Annotated in this window: 16 protein-coding genes; 5 read left to right on the forward strand and 11 right to left on the reverse strand. The window is 56.9% G+C overall.

Features of this window, described 5'->3' with window-relative positions; genetic code table 11:
• Positions 1-79 precede the first annotated feature (79 nt).
• Positions 80-814, forward strand: a complete 735-nt coding sequence (locus BMZ63_RS05820; RefSeq protein ID WP_091702931.1) for an FAD-binding oxidoreductase — start codon at positions 80-82, stop codon at positions 812-814.
• A gap of 4 nt (positions 815-818) precedes the next feature.
• Here the strand turns inward: BMZ63_RS05820 and BMZ63_RS05825 are convergent, their stop codons facing one another.
• The 11 genes from BMZ63_RS05825 to BMZ63_RS05875 form a co-directional block, all read right to left on the reverse strand.
• The gene (locus BMZ63_RS05825) at positions 819-2060 is read right to left on the reverse strand and encodes a heme biosynthesis HemY N-terminal domain-containing protein (protein WP_091702933.1); all 1242 of its coding nucleotides are present in this window, start codon (positions 2058-2060) and stop codon (positions 819-821) included.
• Positions 2057-3181, reverse strand: coding sequence for a uroporphyrinogen-III C-methyltransferase (locus BMZ63_RS05830; RefSeq protein WP_091702936.1), 1125 nt, complete (start codon positions 3179-3181; stop codon positions 2057-2059). Before BMZ63_RS05830 ends, BMZ63_RS05825 begins: the two co-directional genes overlap by 4 nt.
• Complete coding sequence (locus BMZ63_RS05835; protein ID WP_091702939.1) at positions 3168-4004, reverse strand: uroporphyrinogen-III synthase; 837 nt, start codon at positions 4002-4004, stop codon at positions 3168-3170. Before BMZ63_RS05835 ends, BMZ63_RS05830 begins: the two co-directional genes overlap by 14 nt.
• Positions 3985-4926: a hydroxymethylbilane synthase gene (hemC, locus tag BMZ63_RS05840; protein WP_091702942.1), complete on the reverse strand. Its 942-nt coding sequence runs from the start codon at positions 4924-4926 to the stop codon at positions 3985-3987. Before hemC ends, BMZ63_RS05835 begins: the two co-directional genes overlap by 20 nt.
• Before the next feature lie 112 nt (positions 4927-5038).
• Positions 5039-5752 carry a M48 family metallopeptidase gene (locus BMZ63_RS05845; RefSeq protein ID WP_091702944.1) on the reverse strand — a complete coding sequence of 238 codons (714 nt, stop codon included), beginning with the start codon at positions 5750-5752 and terminating at the stop codon, positions 5039-5041.
• Positions 5749-8868, reverse strand: coding sequence for a type I restriction endonuclease subunit R (locus BMZ63_RS05850; RefSeq protein ID WP_091702947.1), 3120 nt, complete (start codon positions 8866-8868; stop codon positions 5749-5751). The genes BMZ63_RS05845 and BMZ63_RS05850 overlap by 4 nt, the downstream gene beginning before the upstream one ends.
• A gap of 24 nt (positions 8869-8892) precedes the next feature.
• A complete protein-coding gene (locus tag BMZ63_RS05855) occupies positions 8893-9930 on the reverse strand; it encodes a PDDEXK nuclease domain-containing protein (RefSeq protein WP_091702950.1) in 1038 nt (345 codons plus the stop codon).
• Positions 9927-11243, reverse strand: coding sequence for a restriction endonuclease subunit S (locus BMZ63_RS05860; protein ID WP_218141223.1), 1317 nt, complete (start codon positions 11241-11243; stop codon positions 9927-9929). Before BMZ63_RS05860 ends, BMZ63_RS05855 begins: the two co-directional genes overlap by 4 nt.
• The gene (locus BMZ63_RS05865) at positions 11240-13702 is read right to left on the reverse strand and encodes an HsdM family class I SAM-dependent methyltransferase (protein ID WP_091702953.1); all 2463 of its coding nucleotides are present in this window, start codon (positions 13700-13702) and stop codon (positions 11240-11242) included. The genes BMZ63_RS05860 and BMZ63_RS05865 overlap by 4 nt, the downstream gene beginning before the upstream one ends.
• Positions 13703-13829: 127 nt before the next feature.
• Positions 13830-14573: a LytR/AlgR family response regulator transcription factor gene (locus tag BMZ63_RS05870; protein ID WP_091702955.1), complete on the reverse strand. Its 744-nt coding sequence runs from the start codon at positions 14571-14573 to the stop codon at positions 13830-13832.
• Positions 14574-14577: 4 nt separating this feature from the next.
• Positions 14578-15549: a sensor histidine kinase gene (locus BMZ63_RS05875; protein ID WP_244888378.1), complete on the reverse strand. Its 972-nt coding sequence runs from the start codon at positions 15547-15549 to the stop codon at positions 14578-14580.
• A gap of 279 nt (positions 15550-15828) precedes the next feature.
• On the opposite strand from BMZ63_RS05875, the gene BMZ63_RS05880 reads away from it, so the two are divergent.
• From BMZ63_RS05880 to BMZ63_RS05895, 4 genes are read left to right on the forward strand one after another with little or no spacing between them, the layout of a single operon-like run.
• Positions 15829-16968: a tyrosine-type recombinase/integrase gene (locus tag BMZ63_RS05880; RefSeq protein WP_091702960.1), complete on the forward strand. Its 1140-nt coding sequence runs from the start codon at positions 15829-15831 to the stop codon at positions 16966-16968.
• Positions 16965-18608, forward strand: a complete 1644-nt coding sequence (locus BMZ63_RS05885) for a phage integrase SAM-like domain-containing protein (RefSeq protein WP_091702963.1) — start codon at positions 16965-16967, stop codon at positions 18606-18608. Before BMZ63_RS05880 ends, BMZ63_RS05885 begins: the two co-directional genes overlap by 4 nt.
• Entirely contained in the window at positions 18605-20458 is a 1854-nt protein-coding gene (locus BMZ63_RS05890) for a site-specific integrase (RefSeq protein ID WP_091702966.1), read from the forward strand. The genes BMZ63_RS05885 and BMZ63_RS05890 overlap by 4 nt, the downstream gene beginning before the upstream one ends.
• Positions 20442-20852 carry a DUF6262 family protein gene (locus BMZ63_RS05895; RefSeq protein ID WP_091702971.1) on the forward strand — a complete coding sequence of 137 codons (411 nt, stop codon included), beginning with the start codon at positions 20442-20444 and terminating at the stop codon, positions 20850-20852. Before BMZ63_RS05890 ends, BMZ63_RS05895 begins: the two co-directional genes overlap by 17 nt.
• Positions 20853-20863: the final 11 nt, after the last annotated feature.

Consider the following 20863-nt stretch of genomic DNA (forward strand, 5'->3'; position numbering starts at 1 on the left):
TCCATTTATTCTGCCAGGCAAGTGGCGGCCGTGAAGGTCCGTCAGCTTGTCTGTTTTCGTATTGGAGATACCTGCCGTTATGGCATCAACAAATTATCAGCCCCGGGAAGTGCTGGCCCATGTGGTGGACGTCAGCCCGATTAACCACGATGTGTATCGTGTTGCCCTGCAATTGCCCCGTCGTGACGAGGTTGGCTTCCATGCCGGGCAATATCTGTCGGTGAATCTGCCGGATGCTGAACCCTGCTATTTTTCCATTGCCAGCAGCCCGGCCGCCGAGCTGATCGAGTTGCAGATCCAGGCCTGCCCGGATGGTGGTGCTGCCCGCCGGGTGATTGATGCCCTGCTGTCGGGTGAGGATGTGCCGGTGGTATTGCCTCACGGCAAGGCCTGCCTGACTGCGCCGCCGCAAAAGCCATTGTTGCTGGTGGCCGCCGGTACCGGGTTTGCCCAGATGAAAAGCCTGGTGGAGTACCTGCGTGATCAGCCTTTCGATCAGCCGGTTAAATTGTTCTGGGGTGTGCGCAAGCACGAGGACATGTATTTGCGCTCGCTGGCGGAGCAGTGGCACGAGCAATGGCCGCCGCTGACGTTCACGCCGGTGGTGAAGGATGACGCCGACAACGACTGGGAGGGGCATCACGAGCCGTTGGTGCGCGCTGTGCTGGCTTCCGGTGTGGACTGGCAGAAGGTCGAGGTGCATGCCAGCGGTTCGCCCACCATGGTCTATACCCTGATGGATGCCCTGCTGGAGCAGGGCATGCCAGAACAGGCGTTTTTCTCCGATGTGCTGGAGTACGCACCGCGTTACTAGATTTTCAGGCCTTGGGCATCGGCAGTTGCGGCAGGCCGTTGTCGGCTTCCAGGCCCTGCATCATCAGCTTCAGGCTGGCGTCTTCGTGGCCCATGTGGGCATTCAGGCGGCTGAGTTCCGCCAGTGTCTCGCGGCTGCGACGCAGCTTCAGGCTGGTTTCGAAATACTCCCGGGCCTTGCCCCATAGTTCATTACGCAGGCTCAGCCGGCCCAGTGCCAGGAGCAGTTCCGGGTTGTTGGGCCGGTCTTTCAGCCATTGCTCGGCCAGCAGCAGTTGTTCTCCAGGTTCCCTGCCGGCAATCCGGCCATAAAGGTTGGCCAGCTCGTCACTCCAGTTGTTCTGCAGGATTTTCCGGATCAGTGTCTCTGCCTGGGCTTCATCGCCGAGGTGGGCGAGGATCAGGGCGTAGTCCCGGATAATCTGTTCGTCCTGGCGCAGGGTTTTGGGCAGTTCGTCCCACACCCGGGTCAGGGGTTCCAGCGAGGTTCCCGGATCGTCCTCCTGACGTTTCTCGCAACGTTCCGCGGCATTCTCCAGAAGGTTGTGCCAGGCCTGGCGTTCGAGGTCGGCCAGCTCCGCTTCGGTCAGCACGCTGCGTTTGCGCAGTTCCGGGATCAGTTTGGCCAGCTCCCCCCAGTCTTCCAGGCGGACGTAGGTGTTTTTCAGCAACTTCAGAACAAACGGGTGGTGGGGTGATTCCTTGCGCAGGCGCAACAAGGTGGCGAGGGCCTGTTCCAGGCGGTTGCCCGCCAGTTGCAGCTGGGCCTGGGTGAGCCCGACGGCCATGCTGGAACCCGGGGTGCTTTCGAAGGCCTTGCGCAGCAGCTCGTCGGCACCTTCGTGATCGTCGGTTTCAAAGGCCGCGTGGGCAGCCGCCAGATAGTTGATCAGCGGCGTTTCCACTTTACCGGCCGAGCGGGTCAGTAGTTTCCGGGCCCGGGGCCAGTTACCCTCGGCCAGTGCCAGCAGGCCCTCGGTGGTGCGGCGCCGTGCCCGGCGCTGATGGCTGCGGGCCACCCAGCCGCTCATCAGGGTGCCACCCTGGCGCAGGCGCCGGAGGGCGTTGAATAACAGGTGACTGGCAATGAACAGTACCACAACCAGGCCCAGGCCGACCCAGAAGTTGGTCTCCACCACGTAATTGCCCAGGCTGATCCGGATATAGCCCAGGTCATAGGCCAGGCCCAGTGACAGGCCGGTTCCAATCAGCAGGGCGACGAGGATGATCAGCAACAGGCGAATCATTGGCCATTGCCTCCGGATTCGTCGCTGTTGTCGTTTTCCCGGTTCTCGGTGCCGTTACCGGCAGTCCGGCCCGCCAGTCGCTCTTTAAGCAGCTCCAGGGACTTGCTGATGTCCGGCAGCTCCGGGTCGACATTGCGGCCGGCCAGCTCTTCGAGGGTGCTGCTCAGGCCGCGAATTTCCGGATTGCTGCTGTTGTACCAGTCGTTGACGGTGGTGATGGCTTTCTCCAGTGCCCGCTCGTACAGGGGCTGGTTGCCCCGCAGCACGGCCATTTCGGCTTCTTCCAGCATCAGTTGCAGGTTCAGCCGCGCCCAGGCGCTCTGATCCGGGGACAGAAGGGGCTTTACCGGTTCATCCATGCGCCTGACCACCACCACTTGCTTGAGGGTGTCGACAAAGCGGTTCCAGCCCCGGGTCAGCCTGTTGCTGCCATCGGCCGGAGCCTCGTCGCTCTCGGCCAGCTTCAGGGCGGGTGCCTGGTCGTGAATCAGGGCCTGGTCGGTCAGGTCGTGCACGGTGGCAATGGCGGCTTCCAGTTTCAGGTAGAGGCCGGTGCGATCCACGCCTTCGATCCCTTTGAGTGACTGAATTTCCCGGGCCAGTTGCTGGCGCACCGGGTACACGCCCACGTCGTCGGACTCGGCCAATACCTCGTCGGCGGACTGCAGGGCCGACAAGGCGCCTTTGATGTCTTTTTCAATCAGCAGGCGCTGATTGCCAATACGCAGCAGGTATTCGGCTTCTGCCAGCAGCCAGTCGGTGCGGGTCCGATTGCCGGCTTCCAGCAGTTCCCGGGCGTTGTGGTCGATCTGCCGTTGTTGTGTGGCGATCAGTTCCCGCTGCTCGGCCAGGCGTTCTTCCAGTGCCTGCAGACGGCTGCCCTGTTCGTTGTTCCGGTCACCGTAGCGTTCTTCCAGTTGGTTGGTATCCGACCGAAGTTCGGCGAGGGTTTGCAGGGCCGCCTGGTGGCTTTGCCGCTGTTGCCAGTTCCAGAACGCCAGCACCAGCACGAGAATCAGCGCCAGGCCAGTCACAAGCCAGACCGGCCATAGTCTGGCCGGACCGTGTGTGGACGGGGCAACAGGCGCGGGCAGTTTTTTGGGTTCTTCAGTCACGGGCATCCTTACTTTGTTGTCCGGTATGACCGGCTTGCGGGGCAAGCCGTGAAGCCACACTGGTAACCAGGTCCCGGTCGGCCAGGCCATCGGGCACCAGAATGTGACCGAAACCGGCCTGGCGGGCCTGTTCGGCTACTCTTTCGGCCGGCGCCACCAGCAGTGCCTGTTGCAGGGCCGGCAGGGCACCGGGGTCAGTTGTCACCAGATTGTTCAGGGTTTCGCCGGAAAGCGCAACAATCACCTCCGGACGGAACCGGTTGCACACTTCGTCGATTGTCTCTGAAGGATAGTACGGGCAGAAGCGCCGGTACAGTGGCAGCACGGTTACCCGGGCACCGCGGGATTCCAGGGTTTGCCGGATGAGTTCCCGGCCGTGTTCACCGCGGGCCAGCAGTACCCGTTCGTGCTCCAGGTTCTGCAGGGAGGGCAATGCCAGCAGGGCTTCGCTGGTCCAGCCTTCAGATGGCCGGCGTGGACGCAGGCCGTGGCGGCCCAGTTCGGCGGCGGTGGCGGCACCCACTCCGTACCAGTGAATGCCCACCGGCAGTTGCGGCCACCAGGCATCGGCTTCTTCCAGCAGGCGTTTGGCTGCGTAAGGGCTGACGGCAATCACATGGGTGAAATTATCCAGCTCCTGCAGAATGCTGCGCTGCTCCGGGGTTTCCGGCAGGGGTTCCCGGGCCACCAGGGGCAACAGGCGAACCTCGGCGCCGGCCTGTTCAAACACGCGGGCCAGGCGCGAGGCCTCCGGTTCCGGACGGCAGATAAGTATCCGCCGTCCTTGCAGGTTCACTTCCAGCGGGGCTTCAGGTGGGGGTGTGGCCATAGATTTCTGCCAGTACTTTGTCGGCGCCCATGCCCAGCAGTTCTTCGGCCAGTTCCCGGCCCAGACGCTCGCCTTCCTTGCGCGGTACGCGCCCTTCCACCCGGAAAATCTGGCTGCCATCAACCGCGCCCACCAGGCCTCGCAGCCACAGCAGGTCATTGTCTTCGAGCAGTGCGTAGGCGGCAATGGGTACCTGGCAGCCGCCTTCCAGGCGACGGTTCAGGGCGCGTTCGGCTTTTACCCGGTCGGCGGTGTCCTGGTGGTTCAGGGGCTCGATCAGTTTCAGCAGTTCGGTGTCGTCTGTGCGGCACTCGATGCCCAGCGCACCCTGGCCAACCGCCGGCAGGGATACTTCGGCGGGCAGGCAATAGCGGATTCGGTCGTGGAATTCCAGGCGCTTGAGGCCGGAGCTGGCCAGCACGATGGCGTCGTATTCGCCGGCGTCCAGTTTGGCCAGGCGGGTGTTGACGTTGCCGCGCAGCACCTTGACCACCAGGTCCGGGCGGTTGGCGCGCAGCTGGGCTTCGCGGCGCAGGCTGGCAGTGCCGACGACGGCGCCTTCGGGCAGTTCGTCAATGCTGTTGTAGTGGTTGCTGACAAAGGCGTCGGTCGGGTCTTCGCGCTCGCAGATGGCGACCAGGCCCAGGCCCTCGGGAAATTCCATGGGCACGTCTTTCATGGAATGCACGGCCAGGTCGGCGCGGCCGTCGAGCATGGCTTCTTCCAGCTCTTTCACGAACAGGCCCTTGCCGCCGATTTTGGCCAGCGGCACATCCAGGATTTTGTCGCCCTGGGTTTTGATTTTAACCAGCTCAACGGTGACGTTGTCGTGCAGCCGTTCCAGCTCGGATTTGATGAATTCTGCCTGCCACAGCGCCAGGGCGCTGCTGCGGGTTGCGATGCGTAGGGTTCGTGTTGACATGGTGCTCGCTGTCGTTTGGAAATGTGTGGTCCAAGGTTACCTTGTGATTTGGAAAAAGTCCCGCTGTGAGTGGGGATCTATTACCTTTGGGGGAGAGTCCGGAGTCGGCTCCCTATGCGGGGTTAATTGTTTCCAACGGTAGTTCATTGAGTTGATCTCTCGCTGTACGCCAACCGGAGAAGTGTTCGTCCAAAATGTTTATGAACCGTTCGTTGTGGGTTGGCTCGAGCAGATGCGCAACTTCATGTAGCACTATGTAGTCGAGTAGCTCCTTGGGCTTTTTTACCAGCTCGGTATTCAGGCGGATATTACCGGCCTTATGGTTGCAGCTGCCCCATTTCGTCTTCATTTTCTGCAAGTAGTAGCGGTTTACCTTAACCCCCAACCGTTGCTCCCATTTTTGGATCAAGGATGGCACTGCTTTGTGTAGTAGCGACTTGTGCCAGGCATGAACTACCTCGGCACGTTTGTTGTGGCTGCTCCCAGGCCGCACGGTGAGTAGAATTCGGGTGTGGTCCCAGGTAACCCCCGGCGGGGTATCCTTCTCTTCAACTTCGAGCAGGTATCTTTTACCCCACAGGTACAGTGTTTCTCGTGTCACAAATTGTCGGGGTTCTTCCCGTGCCTGTTGCTGCAGTTTGGCCCGTTGGTTACGAATCCAGGGCAACTTACTGATTGCATAGGCACGGGCTACATCCAGTCGTGTGTTGACAGGCGCAACCAGGGTAACCTCGCCGTCGGGCGGATGTACGCTGAGGTGCACGTTTTTCACCGACTTGCGGGTAACCTGAATCCGCACCTCACCCAGCTCGATTACCTCGTTCATTGGTAGCCTTCCTGCTGCTTGATCAGCTCAAACAAGGCCAGTGTTGCTTCACGGCTCTTACCCATAATCGGGTGCAAGGCATTGAGTACCTGATTTTCGCGGGCGTTATCACCTTTCCAGTTGGAGGGGACCTGTTCACGCATAGCGTGGTCAATCTTCAACGTGATTTCAATCAGGTCGCTCTTCTGGCCATCGTCACCATCCTGCACTTCCCACGTCGGGGATGCCTGCGCGAGAATATCTGGCAGATTGTTGAATATGATCTGGGCCTCACGATGACCTTCAAGCGCATCGGGCACAACGATATGGCCCTTGCCGTTGGCCATATTTCTGACCAGCTCTTCCATCTGCTGCAAGAATTCCTGATAGGTCAGGGTCTGCTTGCGCCAGTCCACAATCAGGTCATCCAATAATTTTGAGATTTTCTCGTAGAAGCGGGGGTCTGTGAGTTGATCACGGATAATCGTCTTGCGCACATTGTTCACGATTCCCTCGGCGACTGCGTTTTTCGACAGCTTGCCCTTTGCGTTCAGTTTTGTGGCAATGGCGTCGTGTACTCCTGTTTCGATGATCAGCTCAACCAGTGAGTAATTGTCCACCGCGCCCAGGTCCGTGGGCTGGTCTGCCTGAATGTAGGTGTTGATCAGGTGGCGCATATCCGCCTCAAACGGCTTGATATCCAGTTCTTCGCCGGAATAGTGTTTGACGGCGTCTCGAACTTCTGCAAAGAAAGCGGTTTCCCGGTTCAGTTTCTCGATCTCATTGGTTGGATAGCCAGCTTCTTCCAAATGTTGAGATACGTCCGAGAATGCGCGAATGAAAGCGGCGGTAGCCTTGTAAAAGGTAATACGCAAGGCCTCTGTTTCTTCCAGCGCTTCGGGATCGTTGATGTCGCCGCAGAAGGTATGGATATAGTCCTCGATTTCACGCGGTGCGAGGACTGGCTCACAAAGGTACATCAAGGCCTCTCGAGCTTCCTCCAGTTTTCGGCAACTCTCCTTCAGCCAATCTTTCAATTCAACGTTATTATCCGTCGCAGAACCGTTATCCAGATCCAACTCCTCCGAGCTGTAAACCGAAATAGCGTGTTGCACATCACCAAACAGGTGCACGTAATCCACGATATGGCCATATTCCTTGTCTTCCCCGTCGAGGCGGTTGGTGCGGCAAATAGCCTGGAACAGGTTGTGGTCACGTAGCTCATTGTCCAGATAAATATAGGTGCAAGAGGGCGCGTCAAATCCGGTCAGCAGCTTGCTTACCACAATCAGTAACTTGAGGTTGGCCGGCTCCTCCTTGAAGCGGCGTTTCATTTCCTCTTCGTATTTTTGGGTTGTCGGGTAATCCGTCAGGACATGCTTGGTGTAGGTATCAAACTTATAGCGCTCATCGCTGTCAGCTGGCTCGCGGGAAATGGCGTTATGATTGGGCTCGAAGGAGGTGATGATGCCGCAATACTTGCCGAAGGTTGTGCTCTGAAGCAGGCGGAAATAATGGCAGGCATCGTAGATGGATGCCGCTACCAGCATGGCGGTGCCTCGGTTATTGTTCAGGCGCGGCTTTAGACTGAAGTCTTCGATGATATTGGCGATGATCCGTTCTTTGCGCTCCTTGGCACTCATCAGCTCTTCCAGCTTGGCCCAGCGTTTACGTAGTGCCGCTTTCTGATAATTGTTCAGGTTTTTGGTTTTCTGTTCGAACCAGTTATCAATCGATTTCTGGGAAATCAGCCGTTGGGGTACATCCCGGGCTTCGTATTTGAGATCCAGCACTACGCCATCCGCCACAGCCTGCGGAAACTTGTAGGTATGGATGTAGCGACCAAACACCTCACGGGTAGTCTGTTTGTCCTTGCGTAGCAGGGGGGTCCCGGTGAAGCCGATAAAGATGGCGTCTTCCAGCCAGCGCTTCATCTGCTTGTTCATGCGGCCGCCCTGGGTTCGGTGACATTCATCAACGAACACATAGAAGCGTCCATGAATCGGTGGCGGTTGGCCATCCAGGTCGCTGGGGTCAAACTTGTGTACCAGCGCGCACAGTAGGCGAGGCGTGGTAGCACCCAGATTGCTGGCCAGTTGTGCCCTTGATCCCATACGCGGCTTGGGGTCGTCTTCCCCGACAACACCTGCATTGCGCATGACACCTTCGATCTGTTGGTCCAGTTCATCTCTGTCGGTGACTACCAAAATGCGAGCATCCGGGTCATTTTCCAGCAGCCACTTGGCCAGCAGAACCATTAGTATGCTCTTTCCACTACCTTGGGTGTGCCAGATCACACCGCCTTCACGCTCGGCGATGCGTGTTTGCGCTGCCTTGATTCCGAAAAATTGGTGCTGGCGCGGGACTTTCTTTTGCCCGGCATCAAAGATGATAAAGTTGTAGATCAGATCCAGCAGTCGCCCTTTTTCGCAGATTTGCGCGAGGGGCTGATCCAATAGGGTGCCGGGAGTATGCTCGTTGGTGCCGTTTTCATCTTTCCACTGCACGTAGAATTGTTCTGGCGTGCCGGTTGTGCCGTACCTCAGGCCCTGGGAGTCGTTGCCGGCCATTAGCAGTTGGGAGGTGGCGAAGAAATCCTGGTTGAAGATTTTTTCCTGATTGCTGATCAACTGGCGAATGCCGTCACCAACTTCCACCGAACTGCGCTTGAGTTCAATGATGGCGATGGCGATGCCGTTCAGATAAACCACCAGATCAGGCCGGCGCTCATGGCCGCCTTTGAGTGTGACCTCCTCGGCCAGAGCAAAATCGTTGTTTTCCGGGTTTCGCCAATCGATCAGATGCACATCCTCATGGGGGCTGCCCGGTGACAGCTGTACCTTGACCGGATACCGAAGCAGGTTATACACCCGCATATTGGCCTGATACAGAGCATCGCTGCCTACTTCAGCTGCGGTTTGCAGTTGCATCAGCGCTGCCGCGATATGCTGATCGGAATAACCTCGACGGAGAAGATTGGCGCCGAGAAGCTCCGGTTCTATGCAACGATTTTGCTCTCGCTTGCTCCACTCGCCAAGGTATTCGTAACCCAGGCCGCCCTCTTTAATTGGTGTGGTGAACAGCTCGACTACCCGGGTCTGTGTTTTTCGTTCAGGGCGGGGTACAGCGTAAGTCATGGATCCTCTCCCGGGATGGGGTTATCAGTCTTGTTCGTCGCTCAGCCGTGAGCGCGCATTGACAATGGATTCGTGCAGTTTGGCCTGCAGGGTTTCGCGGGGCGGCAGTACCGTCAGGTATTCGGCGACGTGGATGCCACTCTTGTCCAGCTCCAATAGCTCTATCTGTTCCTGCTGCTTGCCGGCGCACAGAATAATGCCCAGTGGCGGCTGCTCACCGGACTCCAGTTCATGCCGTGTCAGCCAGCGCAGGTAGAGCTCCATCTGGCCCTTGAATTCGGCCTTGAAGCGGCCGAGCTTCAAATCAATGGCGACCAGGCGCTTCAGCTTGCGATTGTAGAACAGCAGGTCGATGTAGAAGTCTTCGTTGTCGATCTGGATACGCTTCTGGCGCGCCACAAAGGTGAAGCCGGCACCCAACTCCAACAGGAACTGCTCGATATCGCGCAGAATGGCGTCTTCCAGATCCCGTTCCAGATAGCGGTCATTCAGGCCAAGGAAGTCCAGCAGGTAGGGATCTTTTAGTAACAATTGCGGTGATGGCTCGCCCCGACGGCGCAGAGTGCTGAGTTCCTGCTGGATGGTCTCATCCGGCTTGCGAGAGATGGCCGTGCGCTCGTACAGCATGGACTGCATTCGATCCTGCAGCTGGCGCACGGACCAGTTTTCAAGACGGCACAGCTCGGTGTAGAACTCCCGCTGAAGATCATCCTTCTGGCCAATCAGTAGCACGAAATGGCTCCAGCTCAATTGTGCAGACAGTGTCTGCACAATCTCGAAGTCCGGGTAGGACTGGGCAAACAGGCACATATTGGCCAGATTACGTTTGGACCAGCCCCGGCCGTAGGCGCGGGTTAATTCGGTGGCCAGCCTTGCCATCACGCTTTCACCATACCCGGCGCGCTGTTCCTGCAGGATCTCGGTATTGATCCGTTTACCCACCTGCCAGTAGAGCAAGGTCAGCTCGGCATTCACGGCCACCGCTGCCCGTTGGCGGGCCGAATCGATTAACCGGCGTAACTCTTCCAGCAGCATCGGGTTGGAGATGGGGGAGTTGCTCATACCAGACGCGTCCTCCCGGTCAGCAGCTCCTGCATCATGCCCTGTTTCAGCTCGGCGGTTTTGCTGCGGCGTTGTTCCAGGGCCTGGATCTCGGCGTCTATGTCGGAGAGGTTAGCAGCAATTGCTCTTTGTTCTTCAACGCTTGGAGGAAGGGAGATGGGCAGTTTTCTTACTAGGCCTGCAGTATAGCTTTGCTGCTTTGTACCTTGGCAATATTTAAAAGCAAGCGCATCACCACGAAAAACGTAGTAATGGAAGAGGTACATTGTGTCGAGCTTTTTCGTAGGATAAATCGCCATACAGGATTGGTTCGTAGCTGAAGGCTTACCTACGATGCCACAAGTGCCTCTTGTCCCTGCCGCTTCAAGGCCCGTGATCGCCATCAAAAAAGTACCCGCCGGATGGATAGTTAAGTTCGCACTACGTACTGCTTCAAGAGAGATGTGCTCATCAGTGTCATTTATGACGCCATAATTGAGCTCACCGCTAGAGATCCATCTGATGTTGCCTTTATAAAAATCCGGCCGTCCTCTATAAGGGGTTGCTCCGCTGGTGCAGCGCTCAGTAACTTCACCCAGTTCAACCTGCTCCCACTCCCCCTCAAACCCCGGCAGGCGGGTTTCGCCGGACAGGAGCTGCTGCATGGCAGCCTGTTTGATGTCGCGCTTTTTGGCGATCAGCCGGTCCAGTTCTTCCAGCAGGGCATCCACATCGCTCAGGGCGGTGGCGATGGCACGTTGTTCATCTAATGAAGGCAAAGGAACAGGCAGCCGGGAATATTCAGCGCCATTGATTCCCGGTTGGCCACTGCGCATTGACATTAGCCGCACCCACTGCCAGTAGTGCCCTGTTGTTACATAAGCTGCCAAAAAGTCGGAATTAAGCTTCAGTTGGTCGGGTGTGACTCGAATCAAGAAGCCAGCGTATACCAGTGGCCCATCATCAGTTCTATATAGATAGGACTTACCGACACTTGCACCTGTGCGAGCAAAGACAATGTCATTAGCTGAAAGATAATAATGTTTTGCTAATTCAGATCGAACGGATACTGCAGGGGATGGTTTGAATCGACCTTCTTCTGATATATCAGTTATTCGAATGTAAGTTGGTAGCTTGTCAGAGTACGGCGCTGCTGCTGCGTTTATGCCGTAACCTGGCCGAGTAACTAAACAATCGCCAAGAGGAGCAACCTCCCAATCCTCAGGAATTGCGCCAACCTCAGTCTGCTTATACCCCACCGGCACCGCCGGATTCTCGGCCACAAACTCATACCCCGGCGACACCTCCTGCACGCCCATCACGTCCTTGTTCATGCCCGGCGTGCTCCCATCTTTTTCAGATGTTCATCCACTTTGGCTGACAGGGCGTCTACCCGCTGGGTCAACTCCGGCAGCGGGGTGGCATAGCGGTCAGCCAGCTGGCGCACGCGGCCGGTGAGGGTCTGGGATACGCGCTCCAGCTCGTTCCGCAGCGCAGCTTCCAGTGCGGCGAGCCACTTGTCATCCACCACCAGGGTTTTGATCTCGTCCACACTGAGTTTGGCGTACTGGTCGTAGGCAAGCTGATCCAGCGCGGCATCCGCTTCCTTGATCTGCCTTTTCAGGTCGCCCTGCTGCTTTTCGAAGGCGCTCCATTGCTTGAGCACCCTGGCTTCCTCCGCGCAATCGGGGTCACCTTTGATCTCTTTCAGGCGTTTGGCAACTTCGCCCTTGTTGATCTTGTCCAGTTCGGCAAAGGCGCCGTCCTCCCCGCCGTGTTCCTCTTCTAGCTCGGTCAGTCGGCTGCCGGTGCTGTCCAGCTCGGCCTGCAGGGCATCCAGCTCGGCCTGCTCGTCGGCAAAGTAACGCGCCACAATGTAGGGTTTGGGGATCAGGTCGCAGGCCCAGCCCTTGTCTTTGGTCTGGCCCTTTTTCTTGCCGCTGGTGATCTCTTCAACAATGCGCGTGGGTTCGGCTACCCAGCCATCGGCGGTGATCTCGTAGGCGTCGTCCTGCAGGGTGTCGGCCCAGTAATCCATCAGGTGCTGGTAGATGTCGTAGGGGTTGAGCAGAGGCGCTTGGCGGAAGGTTTCCAGCAGATCTTCACCCACCTGAGCAATCAGCGCCTTGGGGTTGTCGTCGATATCAAAGCCTTTGAACACCGGGGTGTTCCGCGTGCGCCACTGGGCAAACAGGTCATCAATGGTGTTGCGGAAATCGGCAAACTCGGGGTGCTGCAAAATGGTGGTTTTGAGTGCACCGGACTCTACCGCCAGATCGGCATAGCCTGGATGGGCGTTGGCGGTGAACAGCGCTTGACGCAACCCCGGCAGCGCCTGCCAGTAGGCCGACAGGCCCGGAATGGGCGGCAAGGCATTGGCATCACCGTCGATATCGCGCACCGGAATACCACCGTTCAGGTGGGCGTGAATATCGTGCACGTCTTCCGGTGCGCTGGTGTCGATGTAGCGCGGCAGGTTGAGGTTGTAATCGTTCTTGGCATCGGTGATCTCGTCAAAGGGCACCATGCGCGCATAGCCGGTCACACTGTTGAGCTTGTTGAAGGTGTCTACAATGCGGTGGATATCCTGCTCGCGCAGCCGATTCTTATTGCCATCTTTGATGAAGCCCTTGGATGCATCGATCATGAAGATGCCTTTGCGGGCCTGGGCATTTTCCTTGTCCAGTACCAGGATACAGGCGGGGATTCCGGTGCCGTAAAACAGGTTGGCGGGTAAGCCGATAATGCCTTTCAGGTAGCCCGAACGCACCAGCTGTTTGCGGATTACGGCCTCGGCATTACCACGGAAGAGCACACCATGAGGCAAAATAACGGCTGCCTTGCCAGTGCTGTTCATAGAACGGATCACGTGCAGCAGGTAAGCGTAATCCCCTTGCTTGGCCGGTGGCGCGCCCCAGGTGAAACGCTGGTAGGGGTCGTCGTCCACAGCGACACCGCTACTCCAGGCCTTATCCGAAAATGGCGGATTGGCAACCACATAATCATAGGTACGCAACTGGTCGCCATTTCTGAACTTTGGGTTGGCCAGGGTGTTGCCCTGCACGATATCGGCGGTCGGGAAGTCGTGCAGGATCATGTTCATACGCGCCAGGCCGGCGGTGCTGACGTCTTTTTCCTGTCCTTCGAGGGTGATGTGCTTGCCGGCCTCGGCAGCTACCTTCAACAGTAGGGAGCCGGAGCCGCACGCCGGGTCGTAGGCCACGGTGCGGGCGGTGGTGTTGTGCGGCCCGATTCCCAGCACTTGCGCCAGAATGCGGCTCACTTCGGAGGGAGTATAAAACTGGCCCTTGCTCTTGCCGCTCTCGCTGGCGAAGTGGCGCATCAGGTATTCGTAGGCATCGCCCAGGATATCGTCATGCTCGGCACGGTTTTTGGCAAAATTAAGCTCGGGCTTCTGAAAGATGCCGATGAGAGCGGTCAGGCGATCTACCATCGCCTTGCCTTCGCCCAGCTTGTTGGGATCGTTGAAATCCGGGAAGTCGCTACGTGACAGGCGGTCGTTGGCGTCGATCAACGGCTGAATGATCTGAGTGTTGATCTTGTCACCGATATCCGTCCTACCCTTGAGCTTGACCATATCGTTGAAGCTGGCACCAGCCGGGATGCTGACCGGCGGGGCGAAGGCATCCGAATCCGCATACTTGTCGGTGATGTATTTGATGAACAGCATAAACAGGACATAGTCCTTGTACTGCGAGGCGTCCATGCCGCCACGCAGGGCATCACAAGACGCCCAAAGAGACGAGTACAGTTCTGATTTCTTGATAGCCATTCAGATAGTCCAGGTTGTTGCAGTAATGTTGTTCGCCAGGCTGGCCCGGATATTGCCGGTAAATCCGAGACGGTTCATGTTGTTACGCATCATATCAAATGAGCTGGAATCGGGTTGCTGAATTTGCTTATCGCTGCTCCAGCCACTGGCGAACGTGAGTGGCGTGCCGTCGGCTGACCGGTAACCGGGCGTCGGTTTCTTTCAGGGTCAGGACCGCACGGCCCTTGCTGTCGCGTTTGAGTGCCTGGATGAAGGCCACCCCCGCCAGGGTGTGGCGGTGTATGCGGAAAAAATGGGCCGGGTAGGCCTGTTCCAGTTCTTTCAGGCTGTAGTCGCACAGGGTTTCGCCGTGGCGGTGCACGAGGGTGACGTATTTCTGGTCGGCCTGGCAGTAGTAGATGTCGGCCAGGTCGATCAGTTCGGTGCCGCGTTGGCTGCGCACGGTGATTTGTTCGCGTTCGTTGGGTGGCTGGCTGTTCAGGGCCTGGCGTTGCAGGCGGTTGGTTTTGCCGGCTTGCGTCAGGGCCTGAGCCAGGGCTTCTTTGCGTACGGGTTTGAGCAGGTAGGCGGTGGCGTTAACCCCGAAGGCTTCCAGCGCGTGTTGGTCGTGGGCGGTGCAGAATACCAGGGCTGGCGGGTTGGCCAGTTCGGAAAGCTGGCGGGCAGTGGCCATGCCGTCCAGGCCGGGCATGTGGATGTCGAGCAGGACGATGTCCGGCAGGTGAAAGGCCACGCCGCTCAGGGTATCTTCACCGTTGGCTGCCTCTCCGCAGGTCTGGTGGTCTGGCAGTTGGTCGATCAGTCGTTTCAGTCGTTCCCGGGCGAGGGGTTCGTCGTCGGCTATGAATACCTTTTTCGGGGCTTTGTCCATGCGGTTAATGCTCCATTCTGGCCGTTTGCCGGGGTAATCTCAGGGTGACGGTGTGGATGCCATTATGCCGGCTCTGTTTCAGCACCGCCTGTTCGCCGAATACGGCTGTCAGCCGGGCCCGGGTGTTGGCGAGCCCCACCTGGTTGCCGTTGTGCCTGGGTCCATTGGTGTCCGGTTCCGGGTTCTGGATCAACAGATAGGCGTAGGGTCCTTTTTCATAGGCCTCAACACGGATGGTGCCACCCTCCGCCCGGCTCTGGATACCGTGATGCACGGCGTTTTCCAGCAAGGGTTGAAGGGTCAGGGGCGGGATGGCCTGTTGTTCCAGGCCTTCGGCAATATGCCACTCGGTTTGCAGCCGCTCGCCCAGGCGCAGGGTTTCGATGCCCAGGTAGCGCCGGCACAGTTCCAGTTCCCGGGCCAGGGGAACCAGTTGCTGGTCGGTGCGCAGGTTGGCGCGGAACAGTTCGGACAGATCCAGCACCGCGTCTTCGGCTTTGACCGGGTCACTGGCGATCAGGCTGGCGATGGTGTTCATGCTGTTGAACAGAAAATGCGGGCGAATGCGCGCCTGCAGGGAGGCCAGTTGGGCCTGCATCTGCGCTTCCCGTTGTTGTTGCCACTGGTGCTGCAGGTAAAAGTAGCGCAGCACCATCAGGGTGATCAGTGCCGCCAACAGCAGTTTCTTGGCGATGGTTTGCCAGTCAACGCCGCCGGGGCTCGGGTGCAGCACCCGGTCGGCAAACAGGCTGAAGGCCAGTACGTCCAGCACCACGATGAGCACGATGACGGTGGTGGCGCGGGCAATGCCGGTGTTTGCCAGCCTGGGCCGCAGCAGGCAGATGAAGGCGGCACTGGTGAGGGTGGCCCATTGCACAAACAGCGACAGCAGGCCGAAATAGCTCCAGTCGATCCAGCCCTGGGGGGCCTGCACCACGGCCAACACCAGCACCAGTAACTCGCTGGTCACCAGCATCAGGAACACGGCCCGGACCCGGCACAGGTCAGGCACGAAGAATTCCGGTGTTTTGGGCTGTTTGTCGGTTTTCAGGGGTGTCTCCTTAACGGTGGCCACAATGCTATACTGCGACCACTTTTTGCTCATCCATTCATTTACTCATCGCCGGTGGCGCGACACTGGCGTGACAGCAGGAAAGATAGACCATGTTTTGTACCACATATAATGTAACTCTCCTATTGCAGTCTTAAATCACTCCTTTATACTGAACAAAAATACAGTATTGGAGATCCGAGGGTGGAGTTCCTTCTTGCCACACCAGAGTTTGAAATCAGGGGGCATTCCTATGAAGGGTTCCCGATTCTTCTCAAAGCCAATCATGATGTGTTTGTCGAAGGAATGGAATTTCTCGTCCATCACTGCTTGAAACGTGGAAGTGTGCAAAGCCGACGTAGCTGGGAAACGTTTGGAAGGGATCTGTGTGATTATTTCGAGTTCATTGAAGCCAATGGGTTTGATTGGAGAGAGCTTGATCACCGAAACCACGAAACCCTGTTAGCCCTGTATCGCGACGTTTCCTTTGATCGATTTAACCTCAGCGCCTCCACGGTAAACCGACGACTTCACCTCGTGATCAAGTTTTATCAGTTTGCCCTCAAACAAGGTTGGGTAAGCACATTGCCGTATGACCTTGAAACGGTGAGAGTCCGGCAGACAAAGGGTTTTCTGGCACACACAGACACGTCCGGGGGGTATGCTGTAAAGCCTGATGTGCTGCTGAAAACCACGCCAACCAAGATCAAAGTCCTCAACAAAGAGCAGGTCGATGAGCTGCTGAAAACCACCAAGAACAAAACTCTCCGATTGATCGTTAGGTTGGCGTTGCTGACGGGTTTGCGGAAAGAAGAGCTGCTGACAATTCCAGCTCACTACATATCTGCACCCCAGTCGATCTCGGCTCGAAGTCATGTGGTGGTTGAGCTTGATCCCCAAGATATGAGCACCAAGGGAGACAAACCGCGGACGATCCATGTGCCGATATCATTGATGGCGGATCTCTGGAATTACGTGATCCACGAGCGTAACGAAACGATCCGAAAACACGGGACAGACCCACAAACCCTCTTTGTAACCGCCAAGGGCAACCCCTGGAGCATTCGAACCTCGCTCAACAATCAACTGAACCGATTGAAGCTGTCGTTCGCTTGCCATCCCCACATCCTGCGTCATACCTACGCGACGCATACCCTGAAATCGTTGATGTCCCGAAAGAGCACGACTTTCAATCCTTTGATCTATGTCCGAGATCGCCTCGGCCACAGCAGCATCATGACCACGGAAAAATACCTGCATTTTCTCGACGACATCGAAGACGACCTGCGCACCAGTTATCAGGAGGAAATTGAGGAGACGGCAAAGGAGGCAGCCTGCGTATGAAGAAGGATTTCACGTTAGAGGGTGATTTTAAGGTTCAGGAGGCTGGCGAGACGGCGAACAAAGAAACGACCGACTCCAGCGATGCGCCGCGATCCTCAGAGTCAGAGAATACGTTGGTCGCCTTCCCCGAAAACACAAGAAGCATCAGAAACGCCGACTTCGGGCCGTTTTACGGTCAGGGCTTTGACGAAATTACCGCTACGTGTCAGCGCACCCTCGAAAAGCTGGTTGCCGAGAGCGTCAAGACGAAGGGCAAATCCCTCAGTGTGTCCACGATTACGGGTTACTGGAGCAGCGGCTTTCGTTACTTTGCGCCCTTTCTGTCGTTATTCCATGCCGCTAGCGGTGAACGGCTGACCATGGCGGATCTCAACGCCGAGACGATCAAGCGATTTATTCAATACCTGAGAAACGGGCCGCTTGAATACACTGGGCAAAAGAGCTGCTTCAGCGCCACCAAATCGCTACTCAGGGCCTGTCATCGGTTCGGGTTCTGGCTAGAGGCGGATATGAAGACCGTCTGGCCTGCCAATCCGTTTCCGAATTCCAACAAGCGAGTGAAAGGTCAGAAGGCGCTGAGCAAGAACGAGAAGCGGTTTTTGATCAAAGCGCTCCGCGTTGAGATGGAACGAATTGTGGCCCACTCGGAGCCGCTGACTGGCTATGATTTGACCGTCTGCGTCTTGTCCGTCGCGCTGTCTACCGGAATGAACCCGACGCCCATTCTGGAACTGACCATAGACTGCGTGCAGCCTCACCCTCTCAAATCCAACCTGCGGCTCCTGGTGAGCTTTAAACGTCGCGGTAACGCCACGCACGTGGTTTCCCTCAGAAAGTCTGAGGAAGTGTCTGAGATGGCCAGTGTCCACCTTTATGCCGCTGATGCCATTGATCTGATCGTTACGAGGAACGCCACGACACGCGCCCAGTTTGACGACCCAAATCGGCTGCTGGTTTACAAGGGAACTCGTGGCAAATACGTGGACAAACCATGCCGACTTACGAGCTCACTATTGAACTACAACATCAACGCATTCGTTGACCAGCACCAGCTTCAAACGGACGATGGCAAGCCGCTCACGTTGAATGTCAGCCGGCTGCGTCAGACGCTGCTGAACCGCGTTTGGGAAATGTCGGGCCAAGACCCTCTGATGACGGCCAGAACAGGGCGACATGCCGTGGAAACTGGCAATGCCCACTACTGGGAAGCACCACCAGAAGCGGAAACCAACATGCGTTTCTTAGGCGAGGCCCGAGTGGAAGAATTGCTCAGCACGCCGACGATCATTGCCAGCGATCGAACCCCCGTCGCGTCCTGTCAGAATGTTCGCCGAGGGCACCGCGCCCCGAAAGACGGCGAGCCCTGTCAGGACTACTTGGGCTGCTTCCGATGCAAGAGCTTCGTGGTGACTGGCGATGACCTTTATCGGCTGTTCAGCTTTTACTGGGCGGCTCTGCGCAATTACGACACATTCGGAGGCAAGCGCTGGACGAAATATCTAAAGCAAGTCGTTCGACTGATCGACGAAGAGATTGCGCCCCGCTTTGATGCAGGGCTCGTGAACAAGCAGCGGGAGAGGGCCAAACACCAGCCGCACCCGTTCTGGCGGGACCTGAGCATGGCGAGGATGGCGATATGATCGAGACTACCGGCGCAGAGGTGCTGGCCGACCGTGAACGTCTGCTTCGAACTTTGCCCCATGGTGAGGGAATCAACGGCATCATCACCACGGATCGAGCCGACAAGGTGCTGTACGTGCTCTCTCGCTACGATGACTCGGTGTGGTGGTTGCCCAAATCTAAGAGCCCAGACCACGCACCGGACACTCTACGGAAACTGGATTTTACTCGTATCGCCTGCGAGCAACTGCGATCCGAAGCGAAAATCGTGCTGGCACGCAAGATGTGGGTTGAGGATTCGTTGGGTAATGCCTCGACCAGACAAACTTTCGACGGCTTGGTGTGTTGGCTGAACTGGTTACACGATCAGGGCATTAGCAGTCAGGCGCGGGTCACGCCTTTGGTGGCTGCCCGCTACGTGCAATACGTCCACCTCCTGACCACGCCAAATAAGCCAGGGAAGCTACTAGCCAGCCAGACGAAGTGGAATAAGTTATCGGCTATTGAGCGCTGCTGGCAATTCCTGCGAGATACGCCCTGCGGTTTTGATCACCCTTGGCCCGAAAGCTCGGCTATCGCGCTGTCCGGACATAAGAGATCAAACAAGGCCAAGACTGACATCATTCCTGATGACATTCTTCGGCAACTGTTCCAGCACGCCGAATTTCTGCTCAATCGAGCCGACGACTTGTTGAAGCATCGGGATGCCCTGGCTGACTTCCAACCCTGTTCTAAAAACCATAACGATCAATGGGAGGAGCGGGTCGAGTTTTTGAAAACCCGAGGTTGGGATCAGGGGCCACATGCACTGAACACGAAGCTGCGCGACCTAAGAGACGGATGCTTTGTCATTATTCTGGCCACGACCGGCATACGAGCCCATGAACTCGGCAATATCCGTCGAGGCGAATGGTACAGCGAAGTTAGGGATGGTGAGCGCTTCTATTTCCTTGGCTCACGCTCCGATAAAACCCACGAGGGCACGGCCTCTTGGCTGTGTCCTGAAATCGCCATTCAGGCGGTAAAGATACTGGAGCAGCTGTCCGCGCCCTTGCAGATTGCCCTTGAGCGGGAGTTGAAAAAGGCTAAAGCAGTCAGAGATTTTAAGAACGTTACGCGTCTTGAACAGTGTTCTAACTGTATCGGACTGACGAAACAAAAGAACAAGGGAAATGGTGTTTTCCTTCTCAGTGGCAATGCCCTTTATAAAAGGATCAGAAAGTTCGCAAAGAACCTCGGTGTGGACTGGATGCTCGCATCTCACCAATTCCGGCGCACCTTCGCCAACTATGTTGTCCACCACAAGCTGGGCGATCTGCGCTATCTGAGGGATCACTTCAAGCACTGGAGCCTGGATATGACCATCCTGTATGCAATGAACGAGACGCAGGATCAGGAGCTCTATGACGAAATTTACGCCGCTTTTGACGGCAAGCGTCAGGCGATTGTCGGTCACTGGTTGGAGCCTGATACGCCGCTTTCAGGTGGTATGGCCGGTCATATTCGCCAAATGCGAAACCGCTCGGAAGAAGTGCGTACCTACAAAGATCGAAAAGAGATGATTGAGGCCATCAGCGAACTGGTTTACCTGCGGTCCACCGGCATTGCCTGGTGTACCAATGATACCGGCGTGGACTGTGCAGGCGGCCAATGCGAGGATTGCGAGCACGGTTGTATTGACGATAGCCAAAAGCCGTTCTGGGAAGGACTTTACATGCAACAGATTGAGCTTTGCCAGATCGATGATCTGGACGACTCGGGATCAAAGACCGTCGAACGCACCATGGCACGCTGCGAGAAGGTGCTGGCCGATCTCGGCGTAGACATCAACCGACTCAAGGAGCAAATGGCCGATGTTGAAGCCATCTGAGTCAGAAACTCACAAGCGTATTCGCCTGGCGATTGTTCGATTGGAAAAAGGCCAGCCCAAGGTCGTTGAGAAGGGCAGGAAAGTCTCGGTGGCCGCTGTTGCCGAAGAGGCCGGAGTAAGTCGAGCCCTGATCCACAAAGACTACCCAGACTTGATGGAGCGCATCCGGGGCAATGCCAACAAGGCGATCCAGAGACAGCGTGATGAGAAACACGAGAAACTCAAGGAAGAGCGAGCCAAGAACCGTCAGCTACGGGAAAAAATCGTAGATTTGACTGAGCAGCGCAACGAACTTGCTTCGAAAAACGCGACTCTTGAACTCGAAAATCGCCGGCTCTCGGCAATCTTGGAAAGTAAAAACGTTAGAGTTTTTAGGGGGAAATTGGGTGAGTAGCGCTACGCAGA

The organism is Marinobacter persicus, from assembly GCF_900114155.1.
GTDB lineage: Bacteria > Pseudomonadota > Gammaproteobacteria > Pseudomonadales > Oleiphilaceae > Marinobacter > Marinobacter persicus.

Bases quoted from the DNA above. Each gene is read 5' to 3' on its own strand.
- BMZ63_RS05820 (WP_091702931.1), top strand. From the start codon at position 80: ATGGCATCAACAAATTATCAGCCCCGGGAAGTGCTGGCCCATGTGGTG.
- BMZ63_RS05825 (WP_091702933.1), bottom strand. From the start codon at position 2,060: ATGATTCGCCTGTTGCTGATCATCCTCGTCGCCCTGCTGATTGGAACC.
- BMZ63_RS05830 (WP_091702936.1), bottom strand. From the start codon at position 3,181: ATGCCCGTGACTGAAGAACCCAAAAAACTGCCCGCGCCTGTTGCCCCG.
- BMZ63_RS05835 (WP_091702939.1), bottom strand. From the start codon at position 4,004: ATGGCCACACCCCCACCTGAAGCCCCGCTGGAAGTGAACCTGCAAGGA.
- hemC (WP_091702942.1), bottom strand. From the start codon at position 4,926: ATGTCAACACGAACCCTACGCATCGCAACCCGCAGCAGCGCCCTGGCG.
- BMZ63_RS05845 (WP_091702944.1), bottom strand. From the start codon at position 5,752: ATGAACGAGGTAATCGAGCTGGGTGAGGTGCGGATTCAGGTTACCCGC.
- BMZ63_RS05850 (WP_091702947.1), bottom strand. From the start codon at position 8,868: ATGACTTACGCTGTACCCCGCCCTGAACGAAAAACACAGACCCGGGTA.
- BMZ63_RS05855 (WP_091702950.1), bottom strand. From the start codon at position 9,930: ATGAGCAACTCCCCCATCTCCAACCCGATGCTGCTGGAAGAGTTACGC.
- BMZ63_RS05860 (WP_218141223.1), bottom strand. From the start codon at position 11,243: ATGAACAAGGACGTGATGGGCGTGCAGGAGGTGTCGCCGGGGTATGAG.
- BMZ63_RS05865 (WP_091702953.1), bottom strand. From the start codon at position 13,702: ATGGCTATCAAGAAATCAGAACTGTACTCGTCTCTTTGGGCGTCTTGT.
- BMZ63_RS05870 (WP_091702955.1), bottom strand. From the start codon at position 14,573: ATGGACAAAGCCCCGAAAAAGGTATTCATAGCCGACGACGAACCCCTC.
- BMZ63_RS05875 (WP_244888378.1), bottom strand. From the start codon at position 15,549: ATGCTGGTGACCAGCGAGTTACTGGTGCTGGTGTTGGCCGTGGTGCAG.
- BMZ63_RS05885 (WP_091702963.1), top strand. From the start codon at position 16,965: ATGAAGAAGGATTTCACGTTAGAGGGTGATTTTAAGGTTCAGGAGGCT.
- BMZ63_RS05890 (WP_091702966.1), top strand. From the start codon at position 18,605: ATGATCGAGACTACCGGCGCAGAGGTGCTGGCCGACCGTGAACGTCTG.
- BMZ63_RS05895 (WP_091702971.1), top strand. From the start codon at position 20,442: ATGTTGAAGCCATCTGAGTCAGAAACTCACAAGCGTATTCGCCTGGCG.